The organism is Halochromatium salexigens (assembly GCF_016653295.1).
Taxonomy (GTDB): domain Bacteria; phylum Pseudomonadota; class Gammaproteobacteria; order Chromatiales; family Chromatiaceae; genus Lamprobacter; species Lamprobacter salexigens.
The window spans coordinates 56,340-69,758 of sequence record NZ_NHSF01000054.1 but is presented as its reverse complement, the minus strand read 5'-3'; the positions used below and the strand labels follow the sequence as shown (position 1 = coordinate 69,758).

The following is a 13,419-nucleotide window of genomic DNA, read 5'->3' as shown; positions in this document are numbered from 1 at the left end:
AATGCCAATAGGGATTCCGCGCTCTCCGAATCATCCAGCGGCAGGCCATCCTACCGATCAACAATGCCCGCATGGCGGACGAGACATTAGTGATGACTGACACAGCCCCCTCCCTTGCTGACGCCTTCAATCAGTTCTTCGAACTCGTTCCCGCCAACACCGATGCGCTGCGCGATGTGGTCTATCGGATTCGGTACCAGGTCTACTGCCACGAACTCCACTTCGAGAACGAAGCGGACTTCCCCGATGGCCGGGAACTCGATGAATTCGATGCCCATTCGGTGCATTGCCTGTTGCGGCACCGTCCCTCGGGCGAGTTTGCCGGTTGCGTGCGCCTGGTGCTGAATAAATCCAGTAGTAACGAGCCGCAATTACCCTTGGAGCGCCACTGTCGCGACAGCCTGGACAATACGATCATCGACTTCAGCAAACTCGATCGCAGCACCTTTGGAGAATTATCACGTCTCGCCATCGTCGGGCGCTTCCGCCGGCGCCCGGGTGAAGCGAAGACCGCACATGGTGTCAGTGAGGAAGCTGTATCCTTGACGCCCTCCGAGCGCCGCGTCTTCCCGCACATCGCCCTCGGCCTGTACTTGGCTTCCGCGACCATCAGCCTAAAACGAGGCATGAAGATGGTGGTGGTGATGATGGAGCCCAGGCTCGCTCGGCACATGAGATATTTTGGCATCCACTTCGTCCAAGCGGGTGATATCGTCGATTATCATGGCCAACGCGGCCCCTTCTTTATCACCAGCGACAGCCTCCTCCAGCACATGAAACCCGAGGTCAAGGCCCTATTATCGATGGTTAGCAGCCAACTGACGGTCCCAACAACGCCCTCGCCGACTGACGTTTAACCCAACGCCGGCCGGTCATCACATTCAGCGGTTTTCATCGGTATGTATAGGATCAGCACCATGCGCAAAGCAAGCCTGACGAACATCTATCATTGCCTCACCGCCAATCAGCGTCAGTCGCTGTTTGCTGCTTTTCTCTTCGTCACCGCCTGCGGGCAGACATCCTTCTCAGCCGAGGAGCATGTCGCTCAAGCACAACAGGCTTATGCCGAGGGCGATGTCCGAACGGCCATCATCGAGATCAAGAACGCCCTGCAGCAAGATCCGTCGCAGGCCGAGGCGCGTCGCCTGCTCGGTGAATACAGTCTCGCCGCCGGCAACGCCGTCGAGGCCGAGGCCGAGCTGGTCCGCGCCCAGGAACTCGGCGCCGACCCTGAGCAATTACGTCTGCCGCTCCTGCGCGCATGGCTGATGCAGGACAAGACCGATCTTGTCATCGACGCCACCGCGCCCGAGGAGTTAGCGGATAGCGCGCAACAGCCCGAGGTGCTGACCCTGCGCGGTCAGGCCCTGCTGACACAGGGACGGACTGAAGAGGCCCGCTCGACGTTCGAGGAAGCACTCGAACTCGAGCCAGCCAACGCCGAGGCACTGCTCGGCATGGCCTGGGTTGAACTGCTGGAAGACGATCGAGAAGCCTCGCGCGGCTACCTGCAAGCCGCCCTCGATCACGATCCAGAATCCAACCGCGCCTGGGAACTGCTCGGTGATCTGGAGCGCGACGCCGGCCAGCTCGAAGACGCCGAGGCAGCCTACGGCAAGGCCGTGGACACCACCAACCAGCCCTTCACGCCACGCTTCAAACGCGCCCTGACCCGGATCTTTCAGCAAGATTACGAAGGCGCCGAGCAAGACTGGCAAGCATTGCGTCAACGCTCTGGCGAGAATCCAGCGGTCAGCTATGTCGGCGGCATGATCGCGTTCTATCAGCAAGACTACGAAAGCGCGCGCACGGCGCTTGAAGAGGCCTTGTCGCGTGAGCCCAACTACATGCCGGCGGTGTTCTACCTAGGCGCGACCCAGTATGCGCTGGAGAATTGGCAACAGGCCGAGAGCTATCTGAACCGCTACACTCGCGAATTCCCCAGTTCGCCGGAAGCCAACCGCCTGTTGGCCCTGACGCGTCTGCGCGATGGTGACAGCGAGCGCGCCGAGCGGGCGCTGAATGCAGTGCTGGAGACCGATCCCGAGGATCGCGCGGCGCTGGCGATGATGAGCAACCTCTATCTTGCGCAAGGGCGCGCCGATGAGGCTCTGCATCATCTGCGCAAGGTGATCGCGATGGAGCCCGATTCGGCCGCCACACGCGCGCAGCTTGGATTGGCGTTGATGCAGGAAGGTCAGCGCGAGGAAGGCTTCAGCGAATTGGAACGCGCGCTTGAGCTAGCCCCCGAAGGTGGTAATGCCCGCCTGGAAATCGCCATGATCATGGAACGGCTGCGTGCCAATGAGTACGAGCAGGCGCTCACCTTGATCGAGCGACTCGATCAGCGCGACGATGTCCCTCCCGCCCTCTATTACAATCTCAAGGGGCTCGCTTACATCGCTCAAGGCGATACCGAGCAGGCCGAAACCGTGTTTCGCGAAGGACTGGAAACAGTCCCCGACGCAAAAGCCGATCTTGCGAGCAACTTGACCGGCCTCCTCGCCCGGGATGGACGTGTCGATGAAGCGCGTGAGCTGGCAGCCCAGTACCTGGAAGATTATCCCGAGCACCTTGGCTTGCTCTCCAATCTCGCCCGACTCAGCATGGCGAACGAGGATACCGAGCAGGCCGAAGACCTGCTCAAGCAGGCCGTCGCGGCTCATCCGCAAGCCCTGCAACCCCGGCGTGGCTTGGCCGAAATCTATCTACAAACCAATCGCCCAGAAGAGGCCGTTGCCGTGCTGCGCGAGGGCGAAGAGACCCATGGCGACTCGGTGGACTGGCTGCGGCTCATGACGCTGGCGCTGTTGAATAGTGGCGACCGGGAAGCAACCGTCGAGATCCTACAACGTCTTCAGGAGCAGCAACCGGATTCCGCCGATGTGTCGCTCCTGCTTGGCCGCATCTTGGTCGAACTCGGGCGACGAGACGAGGGTCGGGCTGCTTTGGAGCAGGGGTTGACGCTGCGCCCCGACCATCTCGAAGCGCGGCTGATCCTGGTCGAATTGCTGACGCAGGACGGCCAGCTTGAACAAGCCGCCGAGATGCTTGCCCCGGCGCAGGAAACGCACCCGGATAACCCACAGGTCCTAGGCCGTGTCGGAGCCATTGCCTACAACCAAGGCCGCATCGAAGACGCGCTAGATGCCTTTCAGCGCGCGGTCGAGCAGGCCCCGGAGGATCGTTACCTCATCGGCGCCCTCGCCCAAGCGCAGTACGAATCAGGCGACGCAGCGGCTTCGGTGGAGACACTTTCCAAGTGGCTCGACGAGCACCCGCAGGATCAAGGGGTGCGCTTACTGCTCGCGAATCAACTGCTCGCGATGGAACGCGAGGGCGAGGCCATCGCTGCTTACCAGCACTTACTCGAGAGCAGCCCGGATAACCTGATCGCGCTAAATAATCTCGCCTGGCTACTCCGTCAGCGGGACACTGACGAGGCGCTGCGTCTTGCCAACCGGGCTGTCGAGCTGGCCCCGAACGCCGGTACAATTCTCGATACTAAGGGCAGCATCGAGATGGAGCAAGGCGATTATGCCGCTGCCGTCAGCAGCTTTGAACAAGCGGTTGACCTGAATCCGGAAGTGCCGTCGATTCAGCTCAATCTGGCCAAGGCTCTGCTTGCCGCTGGGCGCGGGGCAGAGGCGCGCGACCAGTTGGAAACACTGATTGCGGACTACCCTAGCAGCGAGGAGGCAAAAGAGGCCGCACAACTGCTGGAACAGCGATAGCACAGAAGACTCAACGAAGAGAATCAATAACATGTCAGCACCTCAAGTCGGGCTGTTCAAGCACCTAATCCTAGAGTTGCTCGCTGTGCGGCGGGATCAGCGCATACCCGAGCCAGATTTGGTCATGGCCGACGCCAGCCAAGCCGAGGCATTCATGGTCGCGGGACGTGAAGACGGCGTCATTGCGCCGACCTATCTCTTCCATACGCTCCAGCTAAGTCGTCTGATCAAGCCAGGCGACGTGGTGCTTGATCTCGCTTGCGGTCCAGCAAACCAGCTTGCTCAGGTCGCGCGGGTGAACCCGGAGGCTGAGTTTATCGGCATCGATGCCTCGGAGAGCATGCTAGGGTTCGCCGCCGACACGGTAAAACGCTTTGCGCTAGATAACGTGCGCTTTGAATCTTGCTACATCCAGGATTTGAAACCCTTTGCTGATCAATCGGTTGACCTTGTGATGTCGACGATGTCCTTGCATCATTTACCTGACGAGAAAACCCTTACCGCCAGCTTCCAAGAGGCCGCACGGGTTCTCAAGCCCGACGGTGCCGTGTATCTTGCCGACTTCAGCCGCCTCAAGCGCGAAGCAAGCCGGCGCTTCTTCGCCGAGCAACATGCCGAACAACAATCGGAACTCTTTACAACCGATTATCTCAACTCGCTTCGGGCAGCGTTCACGGCGCAGGACTTCAAGCAGGCGATGCAGGTCTTCGGCGCAGGTGTGCGGTTTCAGGCGACCGGGCTGGTGCCCTTCATGGTCGTCGTCAGCAAAGGCCAACCGCATCGTCTTACAGACACCGTGCTAGCGCACTGCAAGGCGATTCATGCCTCGTTGCAACCGCCACAGCAACAGGACTTTCTAGACTTGAAGCGGTTTTTCTCGCTCGGCGGTCTCTCAACGCCGGACATCCCCCCTCAGCAGCGACACCCAGCACCTAGCAAACCGGAGACACCACCAGCCCCTCGGACCGTCAAAAAACCTTACACAGACGCCTCCCAACAACAGCACGAGAAACACAAGAAAGCAAAGAAAAACTTCTAATACAATAAGTTAAGAAAATTAATGACGTTTGGCAAGGGGTTTGCATCACTGATAACGGAACGCTACCGTGACTACGAGCGTCACCTCAGGCACCTCATCATCAACACTTCTGGAGTTTCCGATGATCACGAAAAACGCATTTCTAGGCACATCCATGGCACTCATCCTTGGGAGTGCTGCTCCCTTGGCCCAGGCCAATGTCTTTGAATTCAATCCTGTCAATTTCGGTGGGACGGATGACACTTTTTCCGGCGATGAACTCGTTGGAACATTTTCGACCGGATTCACGTCGACCGACGCCTTTGCTAGCTTTGATGCCACTGGGTGGTTCCAAGTTAAAACCATCAATCTGAACAGTGCGGAGCAATTCACGGGAGGGCTCGACGCCAGTAGCGTAAATTTCACCGGTGACTATCACCTCTGGTTTGAATTCGAGTACGAGGCATCGGGCGGCGCCGGTGGTGGAATTGCACCTTCCTACACTATCGATTCAGTCTCGTATAGCATGTATGCTGGCTCAGGTGTAGACCGAGACTTCGTTGAAGCGACAAACGGAGGCGGAACGCCTACGGTCACGACCAATTCGGGAACTAACACCTTAATTGGTAGCGCCACGAATTACTTCGGTGGCGGAATAACCAACCAAGCAAATCAGTCCTTCTCTGCCGTAGATACTGATTTCAGTTTAGTGAATTTGGGCACTTTCTTCACAGCGCCCGATCCATTTTTCAATCTTGCATTCCAGAGCGCCAGTACCGTACTTCCAGCTCTTAACGATGATTTTACCGCCGGCACACTCAATGGAACAACGGAAGTGCGCTTTGCCTCTACCCCTGTCCCTGAGCCCACATCCATGGCACTCATCGGGTTGGGACTGATCGCGTTAGGCTGGACGGCTTCGCGTCGCCGCCGGGCTAGCTAATCAGCCTAGATCGTCATCGCAACGGCTCTTCGATAAGCCGGAATTGACGAAAACTAAAAGGCTAGCGCTTAGGCGCTAGCTTTTTTTAGCGCCGGTAAAACTTTCAGATCGATTCAGTGTGTTAATGAGCGCATCTAGCAATGTCACCGGATTCCACCAGCGCTTAGCGATGGTCTTGTCGCCTCGCTCAACATCCGAAGTCCAAGCGCTAGTCCGCGAGCATGGCCAAGACAAGACGACTCCTTTTTATCCAATATCTAAAGGCCACAACTGGGGCTACGGCTCGCGCTCGCCGGTCACCGAGGGCAACACCCTCGTCGACCTCAGCGGCATGAATCGCATCCGCAATGCCGAGGCGATCTCCGTCGATCACCCCATCGCGGTCATCGAGCCCGGCGTCACCCAGGGACAACTCCACGACTTCCTCGCCGAACACTGCCCGGAGCTGACCTTCAATGTCACCGGCGCCGGCCGAGCGACCAGCCTGATCGGCTGCGCCCTCGATCGCGGTGTCGGCTACTTCGGCCCGCGCCGCGAAGACCTGTTCGGCCTCGAAATCGTCACCGGCACCAGCGAGATCCTCAAGACCGGCTTCCGGCGTCTCGGCGAGGACTCACCCCTCGCCCATCTTCACCCGGACGGACTCGGCCCGATCCTCGATGGTCTGTTCTTCCAAGGGAATTTCGGTATCGTCACAAGCGCTTGCCTGCGACTGCGGCCACGCCGGCCGCGCGAGGTCGCGGTGTCGCTGTCGCTGCATCGCACGCAAGACTTGGGCGAGTTGATCAACCGGCTGGCCCGGCTGAAACGCGACGGACTGTTAACCTCAGTGACACATATCGGCAACCGGGCTCGGAACCACTCGACCCTGACCTACGGAATCGCCGAGTATCTGGAGACCGCGTGCGGGCGCTCGCCTTCCCAAGCGCTGGCCGAGTCCGAGCAAGTGCTGAACCTGCTCGCGCCGAACGAGTGGGCCTCGCTCGCCGCCGTGACCGGCAATCATGGCCAGGTGCGCGCCGCATTGCGCGAGATCCGCCAACGCATCGGCAAGCTCGCGCGCGTGATGGTGGTCACCGACCGCTTGCTCGATGTCGGCTTTGCCGTCACCCATGCACTGCGCTTCCTGCCCATCGCCCGCGCCAACGCGGCAGCGATCCATGCCATGCGGCCGTTGCATCAGCTCGCGCTCGGAACACCGACCGATCTGCCGATCCAAAATCTGATGTGGCAGTTCGGGCACCCCAACCTGGATGTCGAAGAATTTGACAGCTCGAAGTGTGGCGTCCTGTTCATCAGTCCCGCCCTACCCTTGGATGGTGCGCTGGTGATGGACGTCGTCGCGGGCATGGAGCGCATCGCCGAGGAGCACGGCCATCGGCTCTACATGACGCTCAATATCGAAACTGCCACCTCGCTGGTCGCGGTGATCAACCTGTTGTTCGATCGCAGCGAGGACGAGCAAACAACGCGCGCGCATCGTTGTGCCGATGCGCTGCTGGCTTATGTCCAGGAACGCGGGCTGTCGCCGTATCGCGCGCGGGTCGATATGATGGACAAGATCGTCTCGGCGGACGACCCTTACTGGCAGACAGTGCGGAAGCTCAAGCAGGTGTTCGACCCGGACAATATCATTGCGCCGGGTCGGTATAACCTGCCCTAGCTCAGTACAGAAAGCAAAAGGAATATAGACCTTCGCGAACCCAGCGAACGGGTTTGTCAGCCGCGTATCGACCAGAATACCGCCAGCGCCAGACCCGTCATGATCGGCCGAGTAAGCCTCCAGCGAAGTAGATCAACAGATCCCCGCTGACCGCGCCCTCCATGTCGACGAAGAACGAGAAGGCACCATTGGCAGGGCTGACAACGACCCCATCTTCTTGATCGAGCGTGGCATTCCCACTGCTACCCGGCTCCATGATCGGGCCTTGCGAGCAGCCAGGCATCCTCTCGACCCCTTGATCATCGAAGAACCGAAACCCAGCAGGTACATCGATTCTTTGCCAATCGGCACTGACGGGTGATGCCAAACAAAGGGTCGTGAAGACAACAATCGACACACGACCTTGAATCCACACGGAAAATCGCAAACAGTCTTTTCTAATCTACACTAACCCCACAAGGTGCGCTTACGCATGGCTCCAAGCCCAAACAGGCCCGCCCCAAACAGGAACACCGTTCCAGGTGTCGGCACTGTGTTAGGCGTCGGCTGGGAAGAAGTGGTAACAAAATCCGGGTCACGGAGCCAGAGGCTGACATTTGAGAGTCCCGCTGGGTTTTTTCCATTTGGGGTTTTTAGTGTACCTGACATATCCCAAGTGCCACTGAAGCGATAGTTTGTATCTTCGGTTCCGACGACCGGGTCTAGCCCTAAATCGGCGAGTGTAAAATTATAGATGGCATATTCACGGGCCGATTTAAAAATGACCGCTGCCTGATCAAAGAATTTATTGGCTCCAAGAACGTCGATGAGGCCTTGCGGGTTGGTCTCCGGTGGGGTGTAGGTCCAGGTGCCGGAAGTCATGCCGCTGCCTGAATCAAATTCCAGCTCGATAAGGCTTTCAGCGAACTCTAAGGTTTGGCCGTTATTTTCGATCTTACCTGTAGTTGTATTGCCTGTTCCATCTTCATTGAAATCGATTTTAGCGGCAAATATCCAACCTGGGTCATCCGCCTCCCCATTTCCACTGAGATCAAGAAGATCGTCCTCGCCGACAAAGGCTCCGTACTCATATCCATCAAAATAGTTTGTTTTGTTCAGATAGCCGGTATCTTTTATACCGATATTTCCCTGTGTCGTGTTACCAGTAAACCCATCATTACCATCTTTCTTTTGATCAAATGCTCCCAGACAATTGCTAGCACTTTGGTTTACTGTGTTTTTGATACCGCTACCCTGCTTACTGTAGCTCGTAAGCATAACATCGTTCACATTACACACGTCTGCGCTTGCAACAGAAGTGGCAAAAGCGAAGCCAATAGTAGTGGTAACGACTAGCGAAGAAGTTGTTTTTTTTCATCTTGATAACCTCAAGCACAATTTCATTGAAAAGGCAATAAAGGCGCTTGACTTTTATGCCTTATATATTCGATGTTTTCGTTCATAAGCTGTCTACATCGTTAAATCCAGGCGATCCAGTAACCCTAAAAACAAGCACAAAGTATGCCATTATTTTTTTATCATATAAAACAAAGCGTTTTTTCATGCCTCTCGCAGCCATCAAGGGGTATGTTAAAGTTTCTGACACCTAACTTAACGCAACAAAGCTGTCGAGGCGGAGACTCCTTCCCTCCCTACGTTGCAGACTGTTGTAGCGTTGTTGGTATCGCTGTAACACCTTATTAAAAAAGGGAAATCAGCGATACCCATCTGCCCAGATTGTCAGAAAATTTTACAACAGACTCTTGCATTTATTAGTAAAATCCCGTACACCACCATCCAAGCAACGCGGCTCGACACCTGACGCGACCGGCATGGCCGGCTTCTGCTGCGCTGATCGCGCGTCGACGTGCTTCAGCTCCATGCACCCTTGACACTCGCATCAATCTGGTACGACTCCATGTTGTGGCAACAACAAAACAGTACGAAAACCGGCTCTATGCCCGAAGATCGCACGCACAACAAGGGCAAAGAGCAGACGCGCATCGCCTCCTCGCGCGAAGATCTCGCCAACTGCTACCGGCTTGTCTACAAAGTCTACCTCAAATGTGGTTATACAGAGCTGAAGCCAGAGCAGATGCGGATCAACCTATGGAACACTTTGCCAGGCACGCACACCATTCTCGCCGAGAAGCAAGGCAATCTCGCTGGAACATTGACCTGCGTCATGGATTCAGAAGCTGGCTTGCCAGCAGATGGTTTTTGCACCGAAGAACTACAAAGGCTCAGGATCGAGGGTCGACGCCTCTGTGAGATATCCGGGCTTGCGATAGACCGGAAGCATGCGAGCGCGACAACCGTACTCAAGCTGTTTCGCTATGCCCTGGCGTTGACCACAGGCTTCATGCAGGGCACCGACTTCATCATCACCGTACATCCTCGACATGCACCTTTTTATGAAGACCTGCTGCTGTTCGAGGAGCTGAAAAAAAAGCCGCAGTACGCGCCTGTCAAGGGTGCTCCGGGAATCCTCATGCGGCTCAATCTCGATACCGTGCGCGAACGCTACCATGCTCAATATAGCGGCCGGCCCGGAAAAAAAGATCTAGATCATTTCTATTTTGAGCGTGATCAAGAGCAAATTGTTGATTCTATCCGCGCCGGGCTAGATGAGAAACAGCGGTGGCTCGACGATAAGGCCATGGAAACGCTGCTGCTGACTGAGAGTCAGTTGTTGACCAACGAACATGCCTTCCGCACCTTTCGCAGGCAGTGGGATGCGTGGAACCGCGCTGTTTGAGTGCCTCGGGTTGGGGGCAATTTAGTCACAGCCGTCAGTGTCTAAGCTGCGATCAGTGTCTCTGTGATACTGCAACAGTTTTGTTGCATTTTTTTCTTGCTTTAATGTACCTTCTATGGTACTTCTTGTTATATGACAGGTAAATCGGAAGACAAAAAGAAACGCGTCCAAGTCGTGTTCTATAAAACGGGCTCAGGTCGTGAACCTGTCAGAGAGTGGCTTAAGCAATTAGAGCAGGAAGATCGGAAGCGCGTAGGGGCAGATCTTCAGACACTAGAGTACGGCTGGCCTATCGGAATGCCTGTGTGCCGGCCGATATCCTCACACAAGGGGCTTTGGGAAGTCCGCAGCAACTTGACTTCTGGGAAAATCGCTCGGGTTCTTTTCTGTCTCTCTGGTGGCAGGCTAGTTTTGCTTCACGCATATATAAAGAAAACACAAAAAAGCCCAGAGAAAGACCTTAGCGTTGCTGTTAAGCGTATGAAAGGTGAAACACATGATTGAAGATAAAAACATAGGTTCCACCCTTGAAGATTTTCTTCAAGGCGAAGGGCAACTTGAAGAAGCACGGCAAATAGCAGCCAAACGCCTTCTAGGGTGGCAACTTCAGGAAGCCATGAAAAATCTACACATCAACAAAGTGGAAATGGCCAAGCGTATGCAAACCAGCAGGTCACAACTTGACCGCCTCCTCGATCCAGATAACGATAAAGTGCGTCTCGACACCTTAAATCGTGCTGCGGCTGTACTTGGAAAACGTATCAAGCTTGAGCTTGTTGAAAATCAAGGAGAACCTGCGCCCGCACAATCTGCTGACCTACAAATCCCGCCACGAACCGCTGAACGCTTGGACGCTTGATGAACTCATCGGGCACTACGTCAACTACCGCAAGCTCAGGCTCAACCGCAAAGGCGAGCGCCACCAGGAAAGTGTCTTTGGCCTCTACGCCGTGGCCACGCGCTTTCCGCGCGATCTGGTGCGCACGCACCCGTTACAGCGCACCGACTGGGACGGTGTCTATGAACTGCCCTGGGGTGGACATCGGGTGCGCGTGATCGTGCTCAATGCCATCGCCCAGTACCCGCGCAACACCGCTTGGGAACTCTTCGCCTGCGAGCAGGATCGCATGCGTCAGGGGCTGATCCACTACCGCGCCCGCCACCCGCGCCCGAGCCCGAGCCCGAGCCAAGGCGGACACTGGGCGCTGCTTGAACACCTCTACCTGATCTATCAACAGGAGATCCCCGATATGGCCTACACCATGGAAGACTTCATCCGCGAGACCCACGAACTCGTGATCGAAGATGCGCTCAAACGGCGCGATCCAGCAGACATCCTCAAGCACTACGCACCGGAGGACAGACTCAAGGGGCTCGATCCCGAGGAGCGGCTCAAGGGGCTCGATCCGGCCACGATCGAAGCCTGGCTCGCTAAACAGCGCCGGGATCATTGAGCCGAGGGCTGGGAGGCGATGGAGGAGTTCGGCCAGGAGAAGCTCGACTGGCTGCGCAAGTTCGCCCCGTTCGCCAACGGGATTCCTTCGCACGACTGTATCGCCACCGTGATCTCGCGGCTGCGCCCGGAGGCCTTTCAACGCTGCTTCGTGAGCTGGACGCAAGCGCTCGCCGAGGCGACCGACGGCGATGTCGTGGCGGTCGATGGCAAGACCTCCCGGGGGTCGCGGGATCGCCGCCGCGGGCTGCAGGCCCTGCACAGGGTCAGCGCTTGGAGCAACCGCAACCGCTTGGTGCTGGGCCAAGAAGCGAGCGAGGAGAAATCCAACGAGATCACCGCCATTCCCAAGCTGCTGGAATTGCTTGAGCTCAAGGGCTGTATTGTGACCATCGATGCCATGGGCTGTCAGACCAAGATTGCCGAGCAGATCATCGACCAGGGCGGAGACTATGTGCTTGGTCTCAAGGGCAATCAGAGTAACCTGCACGAGGAGGTCGAAGATTTCTTCGACACTGCGCGTGCGGGTGAGTTTGCCGATGTGACCGACGACTACGCCGAGGAGACCGATAAGGATCATGGGCGCCTGGAAGTGCGCCGTTACTGGATCAGTGAAGCACTGAACACGCTCTCAGAGCGCGAACGCTGGTCGGGCCTACGCAGCATCGGCATGGTGGAACGTGAATGTTGGATCGATCAGCATCACAGCCTCGAACGGCGCTTTTTCATCAACTCCATTCCGGCACAGGCGGGGCGCTTCGCTCACGTCCTGCGCTCACAAGTCAACCTGTGTGTTAAGGCCTTTGGCTTGGGGTTGGCGCCCATGCAGTGTGATGTCAAAGCGCAAACCTTCCCGCTCTTTCAGGTGCGACACCACGGCGAACAGGTTGTTGGCGCGCGGATTGCCCTCGGTGCTGAGCATGCGCATCAGGCTTTTCGGGCTCTTGTGCAGACGCGCACCGAGCTCCTCGAAGCCCAGGGTGGCGTTGACATAGTCGCGCAGCAAGACCTTTCCGGTCTCGAGATCCGCATTCACGAATGCTTCAAGGGCCTCTTCAAGCAAGGCAACGCGAAACACCGGGTCCTGCGCGGCGCGTGCCTTGACCGTTTCTTTGAAACTGCGTGTCAGTGCCATGGCCTTATCCTCCTTTCTTGCGCCGTTTGTAAGCGCTCCAGTACGCCTTCGCCTCGGCGATATCCTGTTGCTGACGCTTCTTGGTTCCGCCGATGAGCAAGATAACCAGTCGTCGACCATCTTGGCCGAAGTAGAGCCGATAGCCGGGACCAAAGTCGATCCGCCGCTCCGCGACCCCTTCGCCGACCGGTTTGACATCGCCTAGATTGCCCGCTTCGATCCGTGCGATGGCTGTCGTCACCTTCGCGGCGGCGCATGCATCCAGGTCCGTGAACCACTCGGCAAACGGACAACGACCATCCTCTGTCTCGTACTGGACAACCTCGATCATATCTAAAGGTAACGCATGTGTTACCAAAAGACAAGCTTTTTTCTTTCCCTACTGCCCATTTGAATTGCCTATCCTGACACCTTGGAACGGCGTGTAAAACCGTCAGGATAGAGCGGTTACGGGTATTCCTTGACAGATTACAGGCAGGGTTATAAACCTTTTCCTGACAGCTCCGCGCGGCGCAGATCGAAGCTGGATTGCAGGTTTAGCCACGACTGCGCATCGCCGCCAAAGTAGCGCGCCAGGCGCAGCGCCGTATCGGGCGAGATGGCGCGGCGCTCCTTGACGATCTCATGCAGTCGCGTCGCCGGCACGCGCAGCGCCACGGACAGGGCGTTCACGCTCAGACCCAAAGGGGCGAGGAAGTCCTCGCGCAAAATCTCACCCGGATGCACCGGGCGCATA

The 13,419-nt window shown here is 57.0% G+C and carries 13 protein-coding genes and 1 pseudogene; 10 read left to right on the top strand and 4 right to left on the bottom strand.

The genetic code is table 11. The features are described from left to right. Positions 1–92: 92 nt before the first annotated feature. The 5 genes from CCR82_RS08535 to CCR82_RS08515 all read left to right on the top strand — a co-directional run bounded on the left by CCR82_RS08535 (position 93) and on the right by CCR82_RS08515 (position 7,358). Complete coding sequence (locus CCR82_RS08535) at positions 93–857, top strand: PEP-CTERM/exosortase system-associated acyltransferase (RefSeq protein WP_201245058.1); 765 nt, start codon at positions 93–95, stop codon at positions 855–857. Positions 858–917: 60 nt separating this feature from the next. Further along, the gene (gene prsT / locus CCR82_RS08530; protein ID WP_201245052.1) at positions 918–3,734 is read left to right on the top strand and encodes an XrtA/PEP-CTERM system TPR-repeat protein PrsT; all 2,817 of its coding nucleotides are present in this window, start codon (positions 918–920) and stop codon (positions 3,732–3,734) included. Between the two features lie 124 nt (positions 3,735–3,858). Further along, on the top strand, positions 3,859–4,773 hold the full coding sequence (locus CCR82_RS08525; RefSeq protein WP_201245051.1) for a class I SAM-dependent methyltransferase: 915 nt from the start codon (positions 3,859–3,861) through the stop codon (positions 4,771–4,773). 121 nt (positions 4,774–4,894) lie between these two features. Continuing rightward, a complete protein-coding gene (gene pepA, locus CCR82_RS08520; RefSeq protein WP_201245050.1) occupies positions 4,895–5,695 on the top strand; it encodes a flocculation-associated PEP-CTERM protein PepA in 801 nt (266 codons plus the stop codon). A gap of 124 nt (positions 5,696–5,819) precedes the next feature. Then, on the top strand, positions 5,820–7,358 hold the full coding sequence (locus tag CCR82_RS08515; protein ID WP_201245049.1) for an FAD-binding oxidoreductase: 1,539 nt from the start codon (positions 5,820–5,822) through the stop codon (positions 7,356–7,358). 97 nt (positions 7,359–7,455) lie between these two features. On the opposite strand, the gene CCR82_RS08510 is transcribed toward CCR82_RS08515, so the two are convergent. Together CCR82_RS08510 and CCR82_RS08505 are read right to left on the bottom strand one after the other, a co-directional pair. Further along, positions 7,456–7,641 (bottom strand): hypothetical protein, encoded by a 186-nt coding sequence (locus CCR82_RS08510; RefSeq protein WP_201245046.1) that lies wholly within the window; start codon positions 7,639–7,641, stop codon positions 7,456–7,458. A 164-nt stretch (positions 7,642–7,805) separates the two neighbouring features. Then, complete coding sequence (locus tag CCR82_RS08505; RefSeq protein ID WP_201245044.1) at positions 7,806–8,615, bottom strand: PEP-CTERM sorting domain-containing protein; 810 nt, start codon at positions 8,613–8,615, stop codon at positions 7,806–7,808. A gap of 679 nt (positions 8,616–9,294) precedes the next feature. Between CCR82_RS08505 and CCR82_RS08500 the strand changes: the two genes are divergently transcribed. The 5 genes and pseudogenes from CCR82_RS08500 to CCR82_RS18280 form a co-directional block, all read left to right on the top strand. Next, a complete protein-coding gene (locus tag CCR82_RS08500) occupies positions 9,295–10,095 on the top strand; it encodes an N-acyl amino acid synthase FeeM domain-containing protein (RefSeq protein WP_201245043.1) in 801 nt (266 codons plus the stop codon). A 132-nt stretch (positions 10,096–10,227) separates the two neighbouring features. Continuing rightward, on the top strand, positions 10,228–10,599 hold the full coding sequence (locus tag CCR82_RS19335; protein WP_201245041.1) for a type II toxin-antitoxin system RelE/ParE family toxin: 372 nt from the start codon (positions 10,228–10,230) through the stop codon (positions 10,597–10,599). Then, positions 10,592–10,954 carry a helix-turn-helix domain-containing protein gene (locus CCR82_RS08490; protein WP_201245035.1) on the top strand — a complete coding sequence of 121 codons (363 nt, stop codon included), beginning with the start codon at positions 10,592–10,594 and terminating at the stop codon, positions 10,952–10,954. The genes CCR82_RS19335 and CCR82_RS08490 overlap by 8 nt, the downstream gene beginning before the upstream one ends. Further along, a complete protein-coding gene (locus tag CCR82_RS08485) occupies positions 10,863–11,549 on the top strand; it encodes a hypothetical protein (protein WP_201245033.1) in 687 nt (228 codons plus the stop codon). Before CCR82_RS08490 ends, CCR82_RS08485 begins: the two co-directional genes overlap by 92 nt. A gap of 12 nt (positions 11,550–11,561) precedes the next feature. After that, positions 11,562–12,779, top strand: a pseudogene (locus CCR82_RS18280) (ISAs1 family transposase); the annotation flags it as partial. On the opposite strand, the gene CCR82_RS08475 reads toward CCR82_RS18280, so the two are convergent. Together CCR82_RS08475 and CCR82_RS08470 are read right to left on the bottom strand one after the other, a co-directional pair. Further along, positions 12,688–13,014: a type II toxin-antitoxin system RelE/ParE family toxin gene (locus CCR82_RS08475; RefSeq protein ID WP_201245031.1), complete on the bottom strand. Its 327-nt coding sequence runs from the start codon at positions 13,012–13,014 to the stop codon at positions 12,688–12,690. The pseudogene CCR82_RS18280 and the gene CCR82_RS08475 sit on opposite strands and share 92 nt — an antisense overlap. A gap of 149 nt (positions 13,015–13,163) precedes the next feature. After that, complete coding sequence (locus CCR82_RS08470; protein WP_201245029.1) at positions 13,164–13,418, bottom strand: HigA family addiction module antitoxin; 255 nt, start codon at positions 13,416–13,418, stop codon at positions 13,164–13,166. Position 13,419 lies beyond the last annotated feature (1 nt).

Coding starts and splice junctions, on each gene's coding strand:
- CCR82_RS08535 (WP_201245058.1), top strand. CDS start 93: ATGACTGACACAGCCCCCTCCCTTGCTGACGCCTTCAATCAGTTCTTC.
- CCR82_RS08515 (WP_201245049.1), top strand. CDS start 5,820: ATGAGCGCATCTAGCAATGTCACCGGATTCCACCAGCGCTTAGCGATG.
- CCR82_RS08510 (WP_201245046.1), bottom strand. CDS start 7,641: ATGCCTGGCTGCTCGCAAGGCCCGATCATGGAGCCGGGTAGCAGTGGG.
- CCR82_RS08470 (WP_201245029.1), bottom strand. CDS start 13,418: ATGCGCCCGGTGCATCCGGGTGAGATTTTGCGCGAGGACTTCCTCGCC.
- CCR82_RS08525 (WP_201245051.1), top strand. CDS start 3,859: ATGGCCGACGCCAGCCAAGCCGAGGCATTCATGGTCGCGGGACGTGAA.
- CCR82_RS08490 (WP_201245035.1), top strand. CDS start 10,592: ATGATTGAAGATAAAAACATAGGTTCCACCCTTGAAGATTTTCTTCAA.
- pepA (WP_201245050.1), top strand. CDS start 4,895: ATGATCACGAAAAACGCATTTCTAGGCACATCCATGGCACTCATCCTT.
- CCR82_RS08500 (WP_201245043.1), top strand. CDS start 9,295: ATGCCCGAAGATCGCACGCACAACAAGGGCAAAGAGCAGACGCGCATC.
- prsT (WP_201245052.1), top strand. CDS start 918: ATGCGCAAAGCAAGCCTGACGAACATCTATCATTGCCTCACCGCCAAT.
- CCR82_RS08475 (WP_201245031.1), bottom strand. CDS start 13,014: ATGATCGAGGTTGTCCAGTACGAGACAGAGGATGGTCGTTGTCCGTTT.
- CCR82_RS08505 (WP_201245044.1), bottom strand. CDS start 8,615: ATGCTTACGAGCTACAGTAAGCAGGGTAGCGGTATCAAAAACACAGTA.
- CCR82_RS19335 (WP_201245041.1), top strand. CDS start 10,228: ATGACAGGTAAATCGGAAGACAAAAAGAAACGCGTCCAAGTCGTGTTC.